19 protein-coding genes and 2 pseudogenes are annotated in these 21,007 nt (G+C 59.4%); 4 read left to right on the top strand and 17 right to left on the bottom strand.

Annotation, left to right across the window (positions count from 1 at the left end):
- Positions 1–284: 284 nt before the first annotated feature.
- The 9 genes and pseudogenes from ACA062_RS22210 to ACA062_RS22170 form a co-directional block, all read right to left on the bottom strand.
- The gene (locus tag ACA062_RS22210; RefSeq protein WP_497453025.1) at positions 285–1,304 is read right to left on the bottom strand and encodes an XdhC family protein; all 1,020 of its coding nucleotides are present in this window, start codon (positions 1,302–1,304) and stop codon (positions 285–287) included.
- 15 nt (positions 1,305–1,319) lie between these two features.
- Positions 1,320–2,666: a c-type cytochrome gene (locus ACA062_RS22205; protein ID WP_497453024.1), complete on the bottom strand. Its 1,347-nt coding sequence runs from the start codon at positions 2,664–2,666 to the stop codon at positions 1,320–1,322.
- 15 nt (positions 2,667–2,681) lie between these two features.
- Entirely contained in the window at positions 2,682–4,928 is a 2,247-nt protein-coding gene (locus ACA062_RS22200; protein ID WP_497453023.1) for a xanthine dehydrogenase family protein molybdopterin-binding subunit, read from the bottom strand.
- On the bottom strand, positions 4,928–5,410 hold the full coding sequence (locus ACA062_RS22195; protein WP_497453022.1) for a (2Fe-2S)-binding protein: 483 nt from the start codon (positions 5,408–5,410) through the stop codon (positions 4,928–4,930). The genes ACA062_RS22200 and ACA062_RS22195 overlap by 1 nt, the downstream gene beginning before the upstream one ends.
- Positions 5,411–5,573: 163 nt before the next feature.
- Entirely contained in the window at positions 5,574–6,338 is a 765-nt protein-coding gene (locus ACA062_RS22190) for a carboxymuconolactone decarboxylase family protein (protein WP_497453021.1), read from the bottom strand.
- Positions 6,316–6,813: a (R)-mandelonitrile lyase gene (locus tag ACA062_RS22185; RefSeq protein ID WP_497453020.1), complete on the bottom strand. Its 498-nt coding sequence runs from the start codon at positions 6,811–6,813 to the stop codon at positions 6,316–6,318. The genes ACA062_RS22190 and ACA062_RS22185 overlap by 23 nt, the downstream gene beginning before the upstream one ends.
- 76 nt (positions 6,814–6,889) lie before the next feature.
- A complete protein-coding gene (locus ACA062_RS22180; protein WP_497453019.1) occupies positions 6,890–7,363 on the bottom strand; it encodes a cyclophilin-like fold protein in 474 nt (157 codons plus the stop codon).
- 25 nt (positions 7,364–7,388) lie between these two features.
- A pseudogene (locus tag ACA062_RS22175) lies at positions 7,389–8,598 on the bottom strand (MFS transporter).
- Positions 8,595–9,623: an alpha/beta hydrolase gene (locus ACA062_RS22170; RefSeq protein ID WP_497453018.1), complete on the bottom strand. Its 1,029-nt coding sequence runs from the start codon at positions 9,621–9,623 to the stop codon at positions 8,595–8,597. Before ACA062_RS22170 ends, ACA062_RS22175 begins: the two are co-directional and overlap by 4 nt.
- Positions 9,624–9,802: 179 nt before the next feature.
- Here ACA062_RS22170 and ACA062_RS22165 point away from each other — a divergent pair, with 179 nt between their 5' ends.
- Positions 9,803–10,732 carry a LysR family transcriptional regulator gene (locus tag ACA062_RS22165; RefSeq protein ID WP_497453017.1) on the top strand — a complete coding sequence of 310 codons (930 nt, stop codon included), beginning with the start codon at positions 9,803–9,805 and terminating at the stop codon, positions 10,730–10,732.
- A 98-nt stretch (positions 10,733–10,830) separates the two neighbouring features.
- On the opposite strand, the gene ACA062_RS22160 is transcribed toward ACA062_RS22165, so the two are convergent.
- The 6 genes from ACA062_RS22160 to ACA062_RS22135 form a co-directional block, all read right to left on the bottom strand.
- Entirely contained in the window at positions 10,831–11,418 is a 588-nt protein-coding gene (locus tag ACA062_RS22160; RefSeq protein WP_497453016.1) for an SMI1/KNR4 family protein, read from the bottom strand.
- A gap of 23 nt (positions 11,419–11,441) precedes the next feature.
- Positions 11,442–11,618 carry a hypothetical protein gene (locus tag ACA062_RS22155; RefSeq protein WP_497453015.1) on the bottom strand — a complete coding sequence of 59 codons (177 nt, stop codon included), beginning with the start codon at positions 11,616–11,618 and terminating at the stop codon, positions 11,442–11,444.
- Positions 11,619–11,691: 73 nt separating this feature from the next.
- Positions 11,692–12,060, bottom strand: coding sequence for a hypothetical protein (locus ACA062_RS22150; RefSeq protein ID WP_497453014.1), 369 nt, complete (start codon positions 12,058–12,060; stop codon positions 11,692–11,694).
- Positions 12,061–12,093: 33 nt separating this feature from the next.
- Positions 12,094–12,675, bottom strand: a complete 582-nt coding sequence (locus tag ACA062_RS22145) for a hypothetical protein (RefSeq protein ID WP_497453013.1) — start codon at positions 12,673–12,675, stop codon at positions 12,094–12,096.
- A gap of 181 nt (positions 12,676–12,856) precedes the next feature.
- Positions 12,857–14,449 (bottom strand): J domain-containing protein, encoded by a 1,593-nt coding sequence (locus ACA062_RS22140; RefSeq protein WP_497453012.1) that lies wholly within the window; start codon positions 14,447–14,449, stop codon positions 12,857–12,859.
- A gap of 3 nt (positions 14,450–14,452) precedes the next feature.
- The gene (locus tag ACA062_RS22135; RefSeq protein WP_497453011.1) at positions 14,453–16,150 is read right to left on the bottom strand and encodes a molecular chaperone HscC; all 1,698 of its coding nucleotides are present in this window, start codon (positions 16,148–16,150) and stop codon (positions 14,453–14,455) included.
- 270 nt (positions 16,151–16,420) lie between these two features.
- Here ACA062_RS22135 and ACA062_RS22130 point away from each other — a divergent pair.
- Positions 16,421–16,567: pseudogene (locus tag ACA062_RS22130) on the top strand (hypothetical protein); the annotation flags it as partial.
- A gap of 15 nt (positions 16,568–16,582) precedes the next feature.
- Here ACA062_RS22130 and ACA062_RS22125 read toward each other — a convergent pair.
- Positions 16,583–17,716: a pyridoxal-phosphate-dependent aminotransferase family protein gene (locus ACA062_RS22125; protein WP_497453010.1), complete on the bottom strand. Its 1,134-nt coding sequence runs from the start codon at positions 17,714–17,716 to the stop codon at positions 16,583–16,585.
- Positions 17,717–17,800: 84 nt separating this feature from the next.
- Positions 17,801–18,583 carry a DNA-binding transcriptional regulator KdgR gene (kdgR, locus tag ACA062_RS22120; RefSeq protein WP_497453009.1) on the bottom strand — a complete coding sequence of 261 codons (783 nt, stop codon included), beginning with the start codon at positions 18,581–18,583 and terminating at the stop codon, positions 17,801–17,803.
- A 151-nt stretch (positions 18,584–18,734) separates the two neighbouring features.
- On the opposite strand from kdgR, the gene ACA062_RS22115 reads away from it, so the two are divergent.
- Positions 18,735–19,736 (top strand): sugar kinase, encoded by a 1,002-nt coding sequence (locus ACA062_RS22115; RefSeq protein WP_497453008.1) that lies wholly within the window; start codon positions 18,735–18,737, stop codon positions 19,734–19,736.
- Between the two features lie 4 nt (positions 19,737–19,740).
- The gene (gene manD / locus ACA062_RS22110; protein ID WP_497453007.1) at positions 19,741–20,952 is read left to right on the top strand and encodes a D-mannonate dehydratase ManD; all 1,212 of its coding nucleotides are present in this window, start codon (positions 19,741–19,743) and stop codon (positions 20,950–20,952) included.
- Positions 20,953–21,007 lie beyond the last annotated feature (55 nt).

The following is a 21,007-nucleotide window of genomic DNA, read 5'->3' as shown; positions in this document are numbered from 1 at the left end:
CCAGGTAAACTTTTTTTGGGGTCAGGGATAATTTTATCGACCGGTTCTGGGCAAGAGGTTTTCAGCCGGTCGCGACTGGCAAAAAACGGCCAATTGCGGACATTAATTATCTGTGGAAGCAGCCATGCACAACTGACTGATACGGTGAGCGGTCACCGGTGGATGCAACCACTTGCCTCTATTTCATTCAGGCCTTGCACTGAAAACAGATTTCGCTCGCCGGTTAGTGTGGGGACGCTTGATGCACTGCACTCAAGCGACAAGTCGCATGCAACGTAACGGGCTTATATACATCTCTCCACCTCTCTGATTCCCTTGGCCTGGGAAATAGAGAATTCGTTTGGGAGCGTTACTGCGTTTTTGGCGGCTAGCACTTCGGCCATCACACTGACGGCGATCTCCGGCGGCGTCTTGCTTGCGATGTATATGCCGATCGGTCCATGCAGACGTTTCAGCGATCCCTCGGTCTCACCAAAATGCTCGATCAAACGATTCCGTCGGTTCTGGCTGTTGCGTCGCGAGCCGATGGCGCCGATGTAGAAGGCTGGACCTTGCAGGGCCTCCAGCAATGCCAGGTCGTCAAGCTTTGGATCATGACTGAGGGCGATGATGCAGGTGCGTAAGTCGGGCGCAAAGGCTCTGACCACGTCGTCTGGCATGTCCTGGATTCGAGTGACGCCCTGAACATTCCACATCTCTATGTATTGAGGCCGGGGATCGCAGATGGTCACCTGAAAGCCATTGAACTGGGCCATCACGGCAACGTACTCAGCTAACGCCCCCGCGCCGATCAGCAGCATGCGATAGCCTGGCCCAAGTGTGTTACTCATGTGTAGGCCATCAAAGGTGAATTGATCGGGCGTCGCTGTGCTGTGCAGATCTACCTGTCCAGTGCGCAGATCAAGTTGGCGCCGCACCAGTTGCCCTGCGTCGAGAAGAGCCAGCAGTTGCTCAAGGGGCTCGACGGCGGGCATGAATTCCAGAATCAATTCGAGCGTGCCTCCGCAAGGCAGGCCGAAACGGTGCGCCTCGTCGGCGCTCACGCCATAGCGAACCACCTCGGGCAACCGCTCCGGTAGGCCTGCTGCGCCGTAAGCGGAGGTGTATTGGTGGATGAGGTCGTCTTCGATGCAGCCGCCGGAGACGCTGCCCACTACACGCCCATCGTTGCGCAGCGCCATCATCGAGCCAACCGGTCGTGGTGATGAGCCCCAGGTTCGCGCCACGCTTACCAGCAGTACACGGTCGCCCGCAGCAAGCCAATCGCGGGCGGTGCGCAGTACTAGCAGATCAATGCTTTCCATCAAGCCTCCGGAGGTTCAGCGCATGTGCAAGATAATTGGCGTGGGGCTGGCCGGGTCGGTATGCGCGCGCAGTCGGGAGACCGCCTGCGCATCAACCTCGCCACCCCGATTACCCCAGGTCGCGCGCACAAAAGACAACACCTGCGCAATCTCTACGTCCGAGAGTTGTTCGCGAAAGGCAGGCATCCGGTAAGCATCTGGAACCCCGGCCGTGACCACCCGCATTGATCCGTTGAGGCTGATGTTGATGGCTGAGTCAGGTGCCGCCGTCAGTGCTGAAGTGGCCCCGGCCAGCGGCGGCATCCATGGCGCCTGTCCCTTCCCATCCTGCCCATGACAGGAGGCACAGCGCGTCTCGTAAAGGTGTCCCCCGGCGCTGGCGAATGCCGACGCAGCGGCCGCCTCGTATTGCCATGGCGCGCCATCGCGCTGTGGATCACCCGGCAAGGACTTGAGGTAGTGAGCGATAGCCGCGAGGTCGGCGTCGGTCAAGAATTGCGTGGAGTTGTTGAACGCCTCGGTCATCGAACCAAACACCACCGCATGCTGATTGCGCCCGGTTTTCAGGAATTGCGCGATATCCGCTTCGCTCCAGCGCCCCAGCCCCGTGTTTGGATCGTTGCGCAAACTGGGGGCGTACCAGCCATCCAGGAGGGCGCCGGCCAGGAATTGGTCGCTGGCATCACTCAACGCTTTTTCATTGAAAGCCGGGCCGCGTGGCGTATGGCAACTGCCACAGTGGCCTGCGCCCTGGACCAAGTAGGCGCCACGATTCCACTGGGCGTCTCTGGCGGGTTGTTCAATGAAAGTTGCAGCCTCAGTGAAAAGGCTATTCCACAGCAAGATGGGCCAGCGGATGTTCAACGGCCAGGGAATTTCGCTCGGTTTATTGGGTTTTGCAGCCGGGCTGACGCCCTGCATGAAGAAGGCATACAAGGCCCGCATATCATCGTCTGTCAGCTTGGCGTACGAGGGGTAAGGCATCGCGGGGTAAAGCCGGCGCCCTTCAGGGGCAACGCCGTGGCGAACGGCACGGTCGAAGTCAGCCAGGCTGTAATGACCGATACCTGCCTCGCGGTCGGGGGTAATGTTGGTCGCGTAAATGGTCCCCAGTGGCGTAGCCATCGCCAGGCCTCCGGCGAATGGGGGACCCTCCGGCAAGCTGTGGCAGGCCACGCAGTCGCTGGACCGGGCCACATACTCGCCGCGCTGCACCAGTGCCGCGTCGCCTGCGGCAACACTGCCTGCGGCGTCGAGCGCCGACGCCGGCACCCGGGTGCCATACCAAACCAGCAGGACCAACGCTACGAGACCGACCAATGCCAGTGTGCCGGCAGCTTTTGCGTAATGCCGTTTGCTCATGGACAGATCTTCCCGTCAGGCTGGTTGGCTAAAGGTGTAGTTGGAGAACGGCATGCTGCGAAGGCGCTGGCCGGTAAGCCTGGCCACGGCATTGGCCACTGCCGGCGCCACGGCTGGCAGCGGTGGCTCACCGATGCCGCCCATTTTGGCGCCGCTCTCGATCACTTTAACGTGCACCCGTGCCATGCGGGCGGGCGGCAAGATCGGGTAGAGATCGTAGTTACGCGCGCGCGGTTTGCCGTCGACGTACACCGTTTCTTCCACCAACGCCTGGGATAAGCCCAGGGCCACCGCGCCATTGACCTGCGCTTCGACAATAGCGGGGTTGACGATGCTACCGGGGTCTATCGCCTGCCAAATGTCGTGAACCTTGACCTGGCCATTTTCAATCGACACCTCGGCGACCACTGCCGTTTCCGTACCAAAGGGCGAGGCCATGGCCACACCCCGCGCGCGTCGTGAACCATCTTCAGCGGTGAACGGCCCACGCTTCCAGCCACCGGACATTTCAGCGACGGACTGCAGCAGATGGGTCAACCGCGCGTTGCCTTGCAACAAGTGCAGACGAAGCTCAAAGGGGTCATGGCCACCCTTGTCGGCCAACTCGTCCAGAAACGCCTCGTAAAAGAAGTCATTGAGCGAATTGCCCACCGAGCGCCAGTAGCCAAGCATGACAGGGCCCTTGACGTAGATCTGGGCAATGCGCCGGTTGGGAATCGCGTAAGCCTTGTCGGTCAAGCCTTCAACGGCAGAAGGGTCGAGCTTTGCACCTTGCTTGCCGGCAAGACCCTCGGTCGGCCCCTCGGTGGCGCTCACCGCTTCGAGTGCGACGGGAAAGCCCTTGTCATCCAGCGCGGCGCGAAACTTAACGAAGGCCATGGGGCGCAGCACGTCGCGCAGAAACTCTTCCTCTCGGCTCCAAATCAGCTTGATCGGGCGCCCGACTGCCTTCGCCAATTCGATGGCCTGCGGGTAGGGGTTGGCGGTGTCGTACAGGAAGTGCCGCCCGAAAAAGCCGCCGAGCAACGGCGTATGCAGCGTGATCTTAGAAGGAGCCAGGCCGGTACGTTTTGCAATGTCCGCCAGGAAAAAGTCCTGCGCCTGGTTAGGCAACCAGATTTCCAGCGAACCATCGGAATGAAAGCGGGCCAATGCTGAAGGGGGTTCGAGCTGCGCGTGATTGACGTACTGATTGTGGTAGCTGGCATCAACGTGCGTAGTCGCCTGTGCCAACGTGCCGGAGAAGTCGCCTTCCACCTCGGCATCACGCCCCGGCCCTGGCTCATTGGCCAGACGCTCACGGAACGCCACAGAGGAGAAATCGGCGGGCATCACCCGCAACGGCGAATCGGCAGCGGGCTCCAGCCATTGCACCTGAATGGCTTCGACGGCGCGCTTGGCGTGCCACCAGCGCTCGGCGACAACCGCCACGGCGCCGGGCAAACGATGCACCGAGTGCACCCCCTTCATCGCCTTAACCTGCGCTTCGTTGCGCAGATCGCCCACCGTCATGCCCAGGCGCGGCGCATGTTGCACGGCGGCGTGGAGCATGCCGTCCACCTGCATGTCGATGGTGTACAGCGCTTTGCCGGTGGACTTGTCGTAGCTGTCCAGACGGCGCACCGGCTTACCGATCCAGCGAAACTGGCTGGGGTCACGCAGCGTGACGCTCTCGACAGCGGGCACTGCCAGGTCTAAAGCAAGGCTGGCCAGCTCGCCGTAGCTCAGCGAGCGTCCAGAAGCTACATGCAAAACGTGGCCAGGCTCGGTGGTCAGCTCAGCCACAGGCACATTCAGACGTGCGCTTGCGGCCTGCAGCAACATCGCGCGGGCAAGGGCACCCAGCCGGCGCATGGTCGGGTAACTCATGCGCACCGACATACTGCCGCCGGTAATGCGCAGGCCATTTTCCATTACCACATAGGCTTCGCCAGGCGGCGCGCTTTCGACCACAAAGGTCGATGGATCGGCATCCAGTTCCTCGCCGACTATTTGTGCCATGGCGGTATAAGTGCCCTGACCTCCCTCAATAAAGGGGCATAGCAAGCGGATGGTGTTATCCGGGCGGATCTCAAGAAAAGCGCTCACTTGGGTGCCTGCCACTTGGCGCTCGGCCGCCATCGCCTGCATACGTGCAGAACCCAGCGGCACGCCAAAACCGAGCACCAACGCGCCAACAGCAGTGCCAGCAGAGGCCACGAGAAAGCGACGTCGCGATAGATTGATCGGCTCACCAAGGGCGGTATCACCATGCTTACTCATCAGACCGTCTCCCCGGCTGGCGCCGCAGCGGTTGCAACGTCGTTTGCCAGCTCGTGGACGGCAGCATTGATGGCGTTGTAGGTGCCGCAGCGACACAGATTGACCATCGCCGCCGCGATCTGCACATCGCTGGGCTTAGGGTTGCGCTTGAGCAGGGCGGTCGCGGCCATGACCTGGCCAGACTGGCAATAGCCGCACTGGGCGACCTGATGCTCAACCCACGCAGCGACCACACGCTTTCCGACATCGTCGGCTTCTATCGCCTCGATCGTGGTGACCTCCCGGCCCACCACCCCGGCTACCGGAGTAACGCACGAGCGCACAACGTTGCCGTCCACCAGCACCGAGCACGCGCCACATTGCGCTAGACCGCAGCCGTACTTGGTACCGGTCAGCCCTAGGTCATCGCGGATAACCCATAGCAGCGGCGTATCCGCCTCGGCATCGACCTGGTAGGTTTTTTGGTTTATTCGCAGTTCCATGGCTCACCTGCTTTCACGAGGGTTAATCTTTGGGATGGAGGCATTCGGATAGTGGTCTCAGTGCCTTAGGAACTTGGCATTCGCCCGCAAATTCAGAATCCACGGATTCCGATAGCCGTTACTAGCTGAGCTCATCAATTTCCCGTCGCCATCGGTGGTGTAGTCAGCCCCTGATTTTTTCCAAGGCCACAACAATGCGCTCAGCCGCCTCTTGGTCACCGCTGCGTTTGAAGTCGCTAGCCACTTGGTTCAACTGCTGCGCCGTGAGGCCAACATTCATGCTGATCTTCAGGTGCGACTCCAACTGCGACGCTAACCCTGGCATCGCGGCAAGTTCCCCAACAGTGGCCAGTTCACGAGCAGCCCAATCGAGGTTGTCTCGGGCGAAGATATCGCCAAACAGGTGAACCTTCAGAAACTGGTCAATCGCAGGGGCAAACTCAAACAACGCTCCTGAGACCGGTGCACCCACCAGACGGGTTTGATTGTCGGTGCCCAGATCGAGCAAAGCGTGCCCCGACGGCACGGGGCCTGGTTCGCGTCCCGGCTCGTCGTGAGCGCCGCGTGCTGCGCGCTCTTGCAACACGCTCATCAGCAGCGACAGTGCATTGAGGCTGCGCGGGAACCCGGCATACGCATAGAGCTGAACCAGGATTTCCTTGCTCTCACTAATCGTCAGACCGGCATCGAGACCGCGATTGAGCGCATCGCGCAAACGGGGCATATCGCCGGTCGCCATGCTGGCGCCGATAGGGGCGACAGCCAGTTGTTTTGCAGTCAGGGTTTGCTCAGTCACCGTCTGCGTCTGCGAATTGTGTGGGGTACTGGCACTCGATACGTGAGCACCTACAACACTGGCCAGCACTACCAGGGCGGCCAACGGCCCCAAGCGGGCATAGCGGTATTTACTGGGTTGGGTACTGTTCATCGCTGACCTTCTCCATCCAACGGACGTTGTTGCCGTTCTTCATGCCAGTGATAGCCATGTGCGTCATGGCAGTCGATGGCGCGGCGCCATGCCAGTGCTTTACCCCTGGCGGGCAAAACACCACATCACCGGGACGTAATTCCTGCACCGCCTTTCCCCATTCCTGAGTACGTCCGACCCCCGATGTCACGACAAGATATTGTCCGGCAGGATGCGTGTGCCAGGCCGAACGAGCGCCAGGTTCAAAGGTGACGTAGAGCGTTGAGGTGTTGAGTTCGGCCGTTGCAGTCGTCAATGGATCGATCCGCACGTGACCAGTGAAATAATCGGCAGGCCCTGTCATCGAAGCCTGCTCACCCGCACGTGTGATTTTCTGGCTGGCAGGGCTCAGCTCGGCCGCGAAGGCTGGTCCGATGCAGTTGGCGGTGAGCAGCGCCAATGCGGCCAGGGTTGAATGAGTGTGCTTGGACGGCATAAGAAGCTCCTGGATCAACGTGCGAGTGGGTGTGCGCACCACGTGACATAACTGGCCGGGCGGAAGATGACTGAAACTAGTCCGCTGAAAACGTCACCCGAACATCATCCCGACCCAGAGCCTGCGAGAGGCCCGCTGGGTTGTCGATGCGACCGAGACGGGTATAGCTGTAAGACGAGCTGAAGGTTTTATAAAAGACCACCAACGTGTCGGCGCCGTACAGGAGGAAATCACCGTTGTGGATTGTTCCAGGCCGATAAGTTTGAGTGGGTAACGGGCGCTGCAAGTTGACGTGCTTTTCGTTGTCGTTCAGATCGCTCATGTCCAGGCTGAACGGCAAACGGGCGGCAAGCTCCCGAGTGGTCGGGTTGTCCTCAAGGGTAATGGCGAAGCGCTGTTGGCCTATGGTCATCCACATTGTGTTGTTCTCCATGCCTGTTGACGGGCCGGCAATATCTGTCGCAGCGGCGAGGGGCAATGCCGATAGAGCAAATGGCATCAAGGCCGCGAACCAGAGGCCCTTCCATCCAGGGGAATGATCAATAAACATGGCCTTGCTCCTTGGAATAGAGGGTTCACCGGGTGTGCGGGACCGGCGAACGAGAGGTTAGAAAGGTCAACAAGGCGGCGAGCATCAGCATCGCGGCGCTGGCGATAAATGTGCTCTGGTAGCCGAGAGCGTCAAACAGTACACCGCCGACGGTGGAGCCCACTGCGATAGCCAATTGAACAATCGCCACCATCAGGCCGCCGCCCGCCTCGGCGTGATCCGGCAAGGCGTGCGCAATCCAGCTCCACCAGCCCACGGGCGCTGCCGTTGTAATAAAGCCCCCATAGTCCGAGCAATACCGCTACAGCGATAACCCAGGTGCCAGCAGGAATCAGCGCTACCGCAATAACCGCCATCAGCAGCGAGATGGTACTTAAGGTGCCGTACAGGCTGCGCTTGAGCACTAATCCGATCAGCGCTGTTCCGCAAAAGCCAGCGACGCCTATCACCAATAGCAGCAGAGAGAGAATCGGCACGTTGACCTGGGTGACTGTTTCGAGAAACGGGCGCAGGTAGGTGAACAGCGTAAATTGGCCCATAAAAAACAAGCCGGCGGCGGCCATGCCCAGCGCCACCTTGCGGTTTTTCAGCAGTTTTAAAACATTGCCACCCGGCGAACGCTTCTGCGTTGCCATGCTTGGCAGGCTTATCCACTGCCAGACCAGCGCAATTAACGCCACCGGCACCAAGCACAAGAACGCACCACGCCAACCCACAACAGAACCCAGATAACTGCCCAGTGGCGCTGCCACCACCGTCGCCAGGGCGTTGCCGCCGTTGAAAACAGCCAGCGCCCTGGGCACCTGTGCGGCAGGTACAAGGCGCATCGCAGTGGCCGCCGACATTGACCAAAATCCGCCAATCACGATGCCGATCAGAGCTCGCCCGGCCATGTAGATAAGGTAGTTCGGGGCAAGTGCCACAATGGCACCCGATACGGCCATCAAACCGGTCAGGCCCAGCAGCAGGGTCTTTCTGTTCAAGGTGCCAGCGATCCAACTGATCGACAGGCTGGCCAACACCGCAAACGCGCCAGAGATGGCAAGCCCCTGGCCCGCTAATCCTTGGCTGACCTGCAGGTCGTTTGCCAATGGTGTCAGCAGGCTGACTGGCATGAACTCCGAGGCGATCAGCGCGAATACGCATAGTGTCATTGCATATACGCCTCCCCAATGACTGGTACGCGTACTTGTCTCGCTCAAGGCGGTGGCCTGCAGCTGGACTTCAGCGGTCATTTCAGGTGGTCCTGAAAGAACTGGGTCAGCTTGGCGAAAGGAATCAGGTCGACGCGGTCGTACAGATCGACATGGCCTGCGTTGGGCACAATGACCAGCTCTTTAGGTTCCCCTGCCAGGCGGAACGCCTCTTCGCTGAACTCGCGAGAGTGGGCGTTTTCACCTGCAATAAACAACACCGGACGCGGCGAAATGCTCTCGATATCTACGAATGGGTAAAAATTCATGAACTTGGTATTACTGCTCAGCGTCGGGCGGGTGGTCTGTTGCGGCGTGGAGCCGGCCGGGGTGAATTCGCCACGCGGGGTGCGGTAGAAGTCAAAGAACTCGCGCTGGATGGGGTGAGTGTCAGCATTCAGCTCTTGCACCGTGCCGCCGGTGTATTCGATCTTGCCGCCCGCGAATTCCGCATAACGCTGCTCGGCAGCCGCTGCGATGACTTGCTTGCGCTGTTCAAGGGTTTGCGAATGCTTGAGCCCGTTGCGATTGGCGGCGCCCATGTCATACATGCTGACCGTGGCGATGGCTTTCATGCGCGGGTCGATCTTGGCTGCACTGATTACAAAGCTGCCGCTGCCACAAATCCCCAGCACGCCAATGCGCTTGCGGTCGATAAAGGGCCGCGTGCCGAGGTAGTCCACGGCGGCACTGAAGTCCTCGGCGTACATGTCGGGCAGTACCGCGTTGCGTGGTTGGCCTTCGCTTTCGCCCCAGAACGACAAATCCAGCGACAGGGTAACGAAGCCCTGTTCCGCCAATTTTTGCGCATACAGGTTGGAGCTTTGCTCCTTTACCGCGCCCATGGGGTGACCAACGATAATGGCCGGGCTGCGGGTGGCGCTGTCCAGCCCTTTTGGGATGAATAGATTGCCCACGACATTGAGCTGGTACTGATTTTTGAAGCTGACCTTTTGTACGGTCACCTTGTCACTTTTAAAGAAATTATCTGCACCGTTGGACATATCGGCTCCTAACGTGGTGAATGAACTGATTAGAAGTCCGAGCATTACGAAAAGTCTTTTCATGGGGCGTCCTGATGAGGGAAAGCTAAAGGCGACGCAGGCAGTTGGCGCGAGGCTCGCCCTTCTTCATGCCGAGAGGCTTGGATGGCGGTTAGTGTTACGCAATAAAGAGATTTTGATTAGCTAATGAATGCTTAATTCGGATATAACCATGCCTAATCAATCAATCGAGCATGCTCGCTATGGCCAAACCCAATTTCAACGATCTGCTGGCTTTCGTAACCGTGGCGCGGATGGGCAGCTTTACCCGCGCAGCGGTACAGCTTGGGGTGACGCAATCGGCAGTGAGTCAGGTGGTTTCGGCACTGGAAGCGCGTCTGAAAATTCGCTTGCTTACCCGCACCACGCGCAGCGTATCGCTGACGGCGGCGGGCGAGCGATTGCTGGAAGCGGTGGGCCATCGCTTCGATGAAATCGAGGCCGAAGTGGAAGCTTTGACCGAGCTGCGCGATAAGCCGGCCGGGACGGTACGCATTACCTGCGGCGACAACGTCATCAAGACAACCCTGCTGCCCAAGTTGGCGCCGTTGCTACAGATGTACCCGGATATCAAGCTGGAATTCGATATCAACTATGGCTTTCGCGATATCGTCGCCGACCGCTTCGATGCCGGCGTGCGCTTCAGCGACACGGTGGCCCAAGACATGATCGCCGTGCCCATTGGCCCGCCGATACGAATGGCCGTAGTTGCTGCGCCAGGCTATTTCGCGAAAAATCCCGCCCCGGAACACCCTCGCGATCTAGCAGCACACCGCTGTATCGATATCCGTTTTCCCACCTATGACGGCGTGGATGCATGGGAATTCGAACGCCTGGGCAAGAAGCTTAAGGTACGTGTAGACGGCCAGTTGGTATTCAACTCCACAACCCATATCGCCGATGCTGCGGTGAGTGGGCTGGGTATCGCCTATCTGCCCGAGGATGAGTTTGCCCCGCATCTAACCGAAGGGCGGCTTGTTCGGGTACTGGAGGACTGGTGTGAACCCTTCGGCGGCTTTCATCTGTACTACCCCAGCCGCCGACAACCCTCCCAGGCGTTTTCGCTGGTCGTTGATGCGTTGCGGGTTGATCGTTTGCCGCCGATCGGTGATCCGCGCGAGACGGACGGCTAACCGCTCTCACTGGTGCGATTACGCGCGGAAACGCTCCAGTGCTTGCAAAGACACATGCAATCAAAGCGACCTGATTGCGCATCCAACCAACGCTGACGTTATTCATCCTCATAAATAAACGAGTAGTCGTCATCGATCAGCTGTTGCAGGTAGTGATCGAAGCTTTGCGCAATGACCTTGTAGCTGTCAGGGTCGTGCAGAAAACGCATGACTTGACCCACTGTTCCACCGGGCGCTGGATTGAAGTCGATATACAGCCTTGAGGTTCCCCCATTGTTCATGCAGTGGGAGAAGCACAGCCGTTTGTTCATGGGCAACGTGCTGTCGATGCCGGGGCCGATCAGGTCGGGTTCCTCATCCAGGTAGCCCTCATATATCTGCGCAATGCTCCGGGTGTAAGCGTGGTCGTCCTCAAGTATCTGCTCTACGGAACGGAGGTAATAGGGGTACTCGAACACATCCGAGCCGAGCATCAGTACCATGACGGTGCCGTCGGGGTAATCCCTGAAGTGCGTGCCGTCGATCTGGCTGAGCAGTTGCAGCAGGCTTGCCGGGCACAACGGATAATGCTCTGTGAGCTGCTGCAAGTCTGTCGCCGAGGCGCCATGTGCCAGTTTCAGTTGATCGAGGTTTTCGGCCGGCAACACTTGGCGTAAACCGGCAAGGTAGGTATCTACGAGTGACATGAGAGGGGGCCTTGCGATAGTGGTTACGGTTCAAAATGCCCTTTATCGACATCGATACAGCACCCGTCCGAGTGTTGCTCCAGCCAGGACTTGAATCCGCAGACCTCGGCGTTCGGGAAGTCCTTGCGAAATAGTTCGATGGCCTTGAGGGACGCTGTCTGAATCTCTCGTGGAAGACGTTCGCTGCTCAAGGTCAACATCGGGCTTCTCGCTGTAAGGGGCATGAGTCGTTGCCAGGCTTGAACGCGATGAACGCATCGTCCATGGATGGGATTAACCAACAACGTCCTTGATCAAGGCGTCCATGGATGAAAAGGCCAGTCCATCGGTGATGGACGGACACCCCGAGCCCAGCAGATAAAACCGTTCTATTGCGGATCTGTCCACCAGTATCAGCCGGCCGCCTGAGTCATCACCGATCAACAGATAGCCTGGGAAGTACTCTGCTATTTCGTATGTCTGTTGACGCTCGGCTATTTCATTCGTCGAGTAAATTTTCACGAGGTCTTCGATTATTGCACCGTCGCAGAACGACCAGAATCTGCTTATCCATGAACCTGGGTTGATGGATAGCTGTTGCGCTGTTCGAGTGATCTTTTCAACGCCTGCAGGCGGGTTTTTTTCTGTGTAACGCAAGTTCATTCGGATGCACCAGATGAAAGGTTTTTAGCACCTTCATTCAAAAAAGAACTTCATGAATCCGTCCACGTCTGCACCTGCAACGGTGCCGACAACTTCCCTGACTCTGTGCAGGAAGGCGGGTTTGTAGTCCTGCTCATCATCGATTGTTTCGTCATTGAATTCCTGCATTTGCACGGCGATGCCGGCCTGCAACGCACCGATCAACGCCAGGATGTCTGCCGCTACCTTGAACGACCTTTTCTGAATCGAGCCGAAGATCGGCGAATGCTCATCGCAGCGATCAAAAACCAGCACATCGCCATGTCGATCAGCAAAGACCGTGAAGCCGACTTTCCATCCCCATGCCGGATCTTCGTTCCCCGTCGCATGCCAGCCTAGTTGTGCTTTTGCCAAGTCCTGGGGGCCGTAAAGCTGCAAGCCGAAGTCCGGCCCGATCATCGGTCGAGCAGAGAAGCCTATCCATTCGAAATAATCGCGCATGACCCCGCTTTTCGGGACTTCTGCGATGGCAGAAACATTGGCTGGGGCGTCGTTGAATTTCAGGTGGCCGAGGGAGCCCGGCCACGAATTAAACAGCGCTACAAAATGTTCAAACACCTTCAACGGGTGATCCATACTGTTTTCCTGCAATGCGTTTACCGGGGCCTGTGATGCATCAAGAGGCTTCGCCTCGACTGTCAAACGGTTCGAAATCCCGCTCGGTAAAGGCTTCCGTCAGAACGTTTGAACTGCACAGCCATTCAATGGCTTCCACCAGCCCGTGGCCGGCGACCAGCGCGGCTTCGCTGTGACGAAGTTAGCGCAGTCGACCTTGAGTGAGCAGGGTGCCGGGCATATGCAATTGCACGTAGCCAATGACAATCACCATCGACACGCAGAACAACCATTGCAGCCGACTGAGCCCGGCTATCCGATAGATCGCCTGCAATGGCCTTCGCCAACGGTACTGGCGGTCCGCCGGGCCTGCGCTGGCGGGCTGCAGCAGGCCGATCGCCCCGGTGATCAGATAAGTCGCCAGCCCCAGCACCCCAAGCCAGTTCCAGATAACAACGGCGAGTGCCAGTAACGGGCCGCCATTACGGATCACCCGGTAACCACGATCCGCGGTCAGTTTGTGTCGTACACACCATGCGCTGGCGCGCTGGTCGAGGTCATGCAGGCTTTGCGTCAAGGAAGTCCAATGGCTGAGCAGCCATTTGCCGACCTGTGCCGCCAACAGGCCACCCAGTGCATAGAGTGGCAGCATGAGCAGCGTCAGCATGAGTCCGGAACCGGGCAGGTTGTTCAGTGCAAGGGTCAGGGTCAAGACGCAGGCCGCACGTTTCACGCCGTGGGGCGGGTCCTTGTGACCGATGAGTGCCTTCCAGAACCCGGGATCATGGTTGGGGAACATCCCCAGCAGGTCGGGGAAACGCGTGGCAAAGGTCGCTGCCAGTTGTTCGCAGGCCTGCCAGTCAGCCTCGACGAAACCTGCAGCCAGCTCCGCCTGCTGCGCCGGCTGGGTCGCCAGCAGGAACAGCGTGGCGGCGTTGGCGCGCGCACTGGGATGTTGTTGACGTTGCTGCATCAAGGCGCGCAGTTCGCCAAGCCAGGTTTGCTGCTCGCAGCGTCGGTGCAGCGCTTGCCACTGCTCTTGGGCAATGGGCACCACCGCCGCTTCAACGTCCCAGGCGAACAATCGACACACCCGTTGAAACAGGGGCGGTGACCAGTCCTCGGTATTCAAGAACAGAGTCAGGACATGCACCTGCAACGCCTGACGACGAGCGAAATCACCGAGCCAGGCTTGTTGGCTGTGGTGTTCCAGGCAGTCGAAGAAGCTCTGTTCCTCGCCGGTTGCCAACTGCTGGTCAAGCTTGCGGTAAAGCGCTGCCGTGAGGACGTGGGCAAGACCTTGCTGCTCAAATTCACTGGCGGGGATCTGCTGCCAGGGCGTCAGCCATTGGCGTTGTTCAATGCCCCAGGTCAGAAGGTGCCGATGCGCTTCAGGATCGTTCACGCAACGTTGGAACAGCAGCCGTTCGAATTCGGCGTCGCAGCCTCGGGCCGATGCCTCGGTCCAGTATCGATCTACCGCCCGGTCATCAAATCCGCACAGGAGCTCAACGGCCTGCTCGTGCAGGGACCGCGACGGCGCCAGGCTCGGCTGTGTCCGTTCCTGCGCAGTGGGCCGAGCTGTAACGTCAGCGGCATCCCGATCGACCTCGCCCCAGCCCTCGCGCAGGATGTGCAAGGCTTGCTCATAGGCTTCACGCAGTTGCTGGAAGGCGCCGGGATCCTCGTCCGGACGTCTGACCTTGAGCAGTTTGGCGTATTGGCGCTTGATGCTGCGCTCGTCGGATCGGGCGGGTAGGTCGAGGACTTCCCAGCAATCGAAATCAGACGCCATGGCTCAGTATCCGCCACCGGTTTCGAGCAGGCTGATGCGCCCGCTCAGATCATGGCGCGCCTGGCGAATCAGGCGCTCGTCCTGGCTTGCCAGTGTTTGCTGAAACAGGCTTGCCCAATGACCGATCTGCTGACGAAGCTCGCCCAGGCTTTCTTGATATAAACGCTCCAGGCGGGCCACCAGCACCGTATTGATCTGCTGTTCGCGGGGATGCACCTTGAGCTCGGCCAGCGCGAGCAGACGCTGGGCAATTTCTTCGCTGCCGAGCACCCCCGGGTTGTTTTCGATGACCAGTACATGCTGTTCACCGGTCATGGGAATGCGCACCTGACACTCGAGAATGCCGTTGATGTCGTAGGTGAAGCGCACGTCCAGGTCGACGACGCCACCCGTGTTCGCCGGGACCGGAATCTCCAGTTCACCCAAGGCGATGTTGTCACGCACCAGACGACTCTCACCCTGGTAGATCTTCACCCGTACGCTTTCCTGCAATTCATGGACGGTACACACGGTTTTTACCCGGCTGACGGGGACCGTACTGTTGCGCTCAATGATCGGCAGATAGTGCCCTTCCTCATAGTGTTGGCCCACTTGTACCGAGGTTGAAATCCCCAGGGTGTAGGAGCAGACGTCGGTCAGCACCACCTCTTCCAGGGCGGCACTGCGGGACTTCAGCGCGGCTTGTATCGCTGCGCCGTGAGCCACGGCTTCGTCAGGGTTGATGTGGAAGGAGGGGAAGCGGCCAAACAGCCCCGCGGCCAGTTTGCGCACCAGCGGCATGCGTGTGGTACCGCCCACCAGCAGCACTTCGTCGAGCTCGTTGATACGGATTCTGGCATCGCGCAGGGCGCGTTCAATCGGATTGCGCAGGCGCTCGAGCAAGGGCGCGAACAAGGTGGCCATCTCGTCCTGGGAAAAGACATGCTTCCATTGCTGCCCGTCCACACGCAAAACAAACTCGCTCGCCGTTTCCTGCCCCAGCGCCTGGCGGACCCGCTCGGCTTCGCGACGCAGCGCGTGGGCAATGGAGGGTGTCGGCGGAAATCCTGGCTGGTCGCGCTGGGTCTGGATAAAGCGTTCGGCCAGCACCTGGTCGAAATCCTCACCGCCCAGATAGTTGTCGCCGGCGCTGGCCCGTACCTCCATGACTCCGTCGAACAGTTCCAGGACTGACACGTCGAAGGTGCCGCCGCCCAGGTCGAAGACCAGGAACGAGGTTTCCTTGCCGTGCTGAGGCAAACCGTAGGCCAGCGCGGCAGCGGTCGGTTCGTTGATGAGCTTGTCGACTTTCAGCCCGGCCAGTTCGCCAGCGATACGGGTTGCCTTGCGCTGCGCATCACTGAAGTACGCGGGGACGCTGATGACTGCCTCGGTCACCGGTTCGCCGTAGGCTCGCTCGACGTCTTCCTTCAGGCTCCTGAGCACCAGCGCCGACAGTTCTTCAGGGCGCAACGACTTCGTACCCAGTTGCACGGTGTGCGCGCTGCCCATATGACGCTTGAACAATGCGGCGGTCATGGTGGAATGGGTGTGCAAGCGCTCGCGGGCAGCCTGGCCGACCAGAATCCGGCCTTCATCGTCCAGCCCCACCACCGAAGGGGTCAGCACCTGACCCAGTGCGTTAGGCACCAGCACACTGGCGTCGTTGAGCCAGACAGCCACCAGGCTGTTGGTGGTACCCAGGTCGATTCCGACAATCATCTATGCGTTCCTTTTCCCTGGCTTGACTTCATGGACCTGTTCTTCCTTGAACCGCAGAGACAGATCGTAGTCATTGTGCGATCACTTTTTCCAATGAAGGTTCAAAACGTCCCGACGTGGCTCCAGCAGCGCGCCGCAATTGGTCCTAAAAAGTTCTGCACTCCCGGAAGACACTGCGCAGGCAGCCAGATTCGCTCCCATGAAGGATCGATGACCGACTGCTTCTGTACTGCCTTTCAACCTAAAATAATAACGAATGGGGTGAGCAGCATGTCCGTACCTCAACAAACCCGATCGGAGAGCTCCAACGGAGGCCTGCAATCGGGACTCAAGCAACGTCACATGACCATGATCGCCCTCGGTGGTGTCATCGGCGCCGGCCTGTTCGTCGGCAGCGGTGTGGTCATCCAGTCTGCTGTGTGCTGCGAGGGCTTAGTGACCCATGACCTCGTTCAGCGCCTGTTCGAGTGTGCTGACCGTGCGCTCGATATTGTGCAGCTTGTCGAGTCCGAACAGGCCGATGCGAAAGGTCTGGAAGTCGACCGGCTCGTCGCATTGCAACGGCACTCCGGCGGCGATCTGCAGGCCGTGCGCGGCAAATTTCCTGCCGTTCTTGATCTCGGGATCGTCGGTATAGCTGACCACGACGCCAGGCGCCTCAAACCCGGCTGCGGCCACGCTCTTGATACCTTTGGCGGTCAACAGGGCGCGCACACGGTCACCTAGCGCTTGCTGTTCGTCGCGAACCTTGTCGAAGCCATAGGCTTCGGTCTCTTTCATTACTTCGCTAAAACGCGCCAGCGCATCGCTGGGCATGGTCGCATGGTAGGCATGCCCGCCTTGTTCGTAGGCCTGCATGATCTGCAACCATTTTTTCAGGTCGCAGGCGAAGCTGCTGCTCTGCGTCTGCTCGATGCGCTCGAGGGCCAAGGGACTGAACATCACCAGGGCGCAGCAAGGGGACGCGCTCCAGCCTTTTTGCGGCGCGCTGATCAGCAGATCGATAGCGCACTTGTGCATATCGACCCATAGCGCGCCCGAGGCGATGCAGTCCACCACGAACAGGCCACCCACCGCATGCACGGCGTCGCCGACTGCACGCAGGTAGTCATCGGGCAGAATGATCCCCGATGAGGTTTCAACGTGGGGGGCGAAGACGATCTGCGGCTTCTGCGCCTGAATGGCTGCCAGCACTTCGTCCAGAGGGGGTGGGGCGTAGGCTGCCTGGCGACCAGCCTCGACCGGACGGGCTTTCAATACCGTGGTCGCCGCCGGGATGTTGCCCATCTCAAGGATCTGGCTCCAGCGATAACTGAACCAGCCGTTGCGGATCACCAGGCATTGCTGGCCGCCGGCAAACTGCCGCGCCACCGCTTCCATGCCGAAGGTGCCGCTGCCGGGGACCACCGCAACGGCCTGGGCGTTGTAGACCTGTTTCAGGGTGCTGGAAATGTTGTTCATCACCCCCTGGAACGCCTGCGACATGTGGTTGAGCGAGCGGTCGGTGTAGACCACCGAGTACTCGACCAGTCCCTCGGGATCGATACTGGGATAGAGCTTTGACATAGGTGACTCCTGTGGCAGAAGTGTCAATGTTATCGACCCTGCCCTAAGCCTTGGCAAATGACAAGGTGGTCCTATTTGCGTCCGCTACTTCCCATGCCAGCCTAATTGCCGGGAAATCTGCTGCGTGGCTTCCATCAGCCGCTTGACGTAGTCCTGCTTGAGTTCTTCGCGAAAGCGAAAGCAGGGGAATGACACGCTCATGCCACCGATCACATGGCCAAAACGGTCGCGGATCGGTGCGGCCAGGCAGCGCATATTGTCTTCGAATTCTTCATGGTCTTCGGCATAGCCCTGGGCGCGAACCACTTCCAGTTCTTGCAGATACTCCTCGATGCTGGTCAGGGTGTTGGCGGTGCGGCGCTCGAAACTTTCTTCCTGCAAGTGGGCGATCAGCTCGGGCTGCTCCAGCCACGCCATCAATACCTTGCCGATACCGGTGCAGTACAGCGGCGCACGTCGGCCGATGCGCGAGTACATGCGCAGGTTGTATTTGGAGTCGATCTTGTGCACGTAGACGATGCTGCCTTCGTCGAGAATTCCCAGGTGCACGGTCTCGCCGGTCAATTCATTGATGCGCCGCATGCCCGGTTCCGCCTCGCGGACGATGTCCAGGTGGGGCAGGGCTTGAGCGCCCAGTTCAAACAGCCGAACGCTGAGCCGATAGCGATCCTCTGCATCCTGAACCACATAGCCGCGGGCCTTGAGTGACTGCAAAAAGCGGTAAACCGTGCTTTTGGACATGTCCAGTTTCTGCGCGATTTCCGATACGCCGCTTTCCTCGGGATGCTCTGCCAGCGCCTCGAGGACGGCCATGGTCCGGCCGACGGCGGAGACCAGTTCGTTGTTCTGGATGGTGTTGTTGTCCATGAAGGCTCCAACGGAAACGGAAAACCCAAGGATATACGCTGGCGAATCAAAACGCTGTTTCATTTTTCTTGACGGTAGAGGAAATCTGACTAAACTCGGCCACAAGCTTGAAAATGAAACGCCGTTTTAAAAATAACAAAGGCGCACAGTGATGAAGGTAATTCCAGGACAATGCCCGCAAACCGTTTCACCCCGTCCCCTCAAAGTGGCGCTGGTGGGCGAGTGCATGATCGAGATGCGCGGCGAGCCAGTCTCGGGTTTCAGCCAGACCTTCGGTGGCGACACGCTCAATGCAGCGGTTTATCTCTCCCGATTGAATCCGACCGCCCGGATTGTCGCGGACTACGTCACCGCCATCGGCGCCGATAGCTTCAGTGACTCAATGCGTCAGTTGTGGCGCGACGAAGGCGTCGGCGACCAACATGTGCGCGTGATCGAGGATGCGCTGCCGGGGTTGTACTTCATCCAGACCGACGCCCAAGGCGAAAGACGCTTTCTGTACTGGCGTGGCGAAGCCGCAGCGCGAAACATGTTTGACGGTCTTGAAGCAGACACCGTGTTGCATGTCCTGGCGGATTACGACTACGTCTATTTGAGTGGCATCAGCCTGGCGATTCTCACGGCCAATGGTCGCGAGCGCCTGATGCACGCCTTGCGCCTGGCCCGTGAGTCCGGCACCCGCATTGTCTTCGACAACAACTACCGTCCCCATCTGTGGCCCGATGCCCAGGCTGCGCGCCAGGCCTATGGCGACATGCTGCGCCTGACTGACCTGGCGCTGATTACCTGGGAGGACGACGCTGCACTGTTCGGTTATGCCGATGTCGAGGCGTTGTTCCGCGCCTACGCGGATTTTGGCGTCGGTGAAGTCGCTCTCAAGCGTGGCGTGGCTTCGTGTTTGATCCAGTGCGCCTCAGGTCGTTTCGAAGTGCCTGCCGAGCAGGTGCGGCAGATCGTCGACACCACGGCGGCGGGCGACTCCTTCAGCGCGGCCTATCTTTCGTGTCGCCTGCAAGGCGGTGATCCACAACTGGCTGCGCGTTGGGGTCATCGACTGGCGGCCCAAGTCGTCCAGCATCGCGGTGCGCTGATCCCCAGCACCGCCATGCCCAGTCTGAACATGCCTTCATTTTCTTCTGCTGCAGAGGCCTGATCTTATGAAAATCATTGAAGCCCGCGTCATTGTTACCTGCCCGGGTCGCAACCTGATCACCCTGAAAATTGTCACCGATTGCGGCCTCTACGGCATCGGCGATGCGACCTTGAACGGCCGGGAACTGGCGGTGGTCGCCTACCTTGAAGAACATGTGCTGCCAGCACTGATCGGTCGCGATGCCCAGCGCATCGAGGACATCTGGCAGTACCTGTATCGCGGGGCCTACTGGCGCCGTGGCCCGGTGACCATGACCGCGATTGCCGCCGTGGACATCGCCCTGTGGGACATCAAGGCCAAGGCTGCGAAGATGCCGTTGTACCAGTTGCTCGGTGGCAAAAGCCGCGAGCGGGTGATGGTCTACGGGCATGCCACGGGCAAGGACATCGAAGGTTGTCTGGACGAAGTCGCTCGTCATGTCGAGCTGGGTTACAAGGCGGTGCGCGTGCAATGCGGGATTCCCGGCATCGCCACCACCTATGGCGTGGCCAAACGCAGCGGTGAGCGTTATGAACCAGCCGACAGCGACCTGCCTGCCGAACATGTGTGGGACACCGCCAAATACCTGAACCATGTGCCCAAGCTGTTTGCCGCCGTTCGCGAGCGTTTCGGCGATGACTTGCACATCCTTCACGACGTGCATCATCGCCTTACGCCCATTGAAGCGGGGCGCCTGGGCAAGGCGGTTGAGCCATTCAACCTGTTCTGGCTCGAAGACTGCACCCCGGCCGAGAATCAGGAAGCCTTCCGGCTGATCCGCCAACACACCACCACGCCGCTGGCGGTGGGTGAAGTGTTCAACTCCATTCATGACTGCCGCGAGCTGATCCAGGAACAGTTGATCGACTACATCCGCGCCACCCTGGTGCACGCGGGTGGCATCACCCATGTGCGCCGCATTGCCGACTTTGCCGCGCTCTATCAGGTGCGCACCGGCTTTCATGGCGCCACCGACCTGTCGCCGGTGTGCATGGGCGCGGCGCTGCATTTCGATACCTGGGTGCCCAACTTCGGCATCCAGGAACACATGCCCCATGACGAACGTATCGACGAAGTCTTTCCCCACGCCTATCGCTTTGAAGATGGCCACTTCACCCCCGGCGAAATCCCCGGGCATGGCGTCGACATCGACGAGAACCTGGCGGCGAAATACCCCTACAAACGCGCCAGCCTGCCGGTCAATCGCCTGGAAGACGGCACGCTCTGGCACTGGTAACCGCTGTTCTGGCTGATCAATAACTATCAAGGACACAGGGCGCCACCCGCCCTGG

This window comes from Pseudomonas sp. LBUM1679 (genome assembly GCF_059695565.1).
This window is presented reverse-complemented; position numbering and strand designations above follow the sequence as displayed.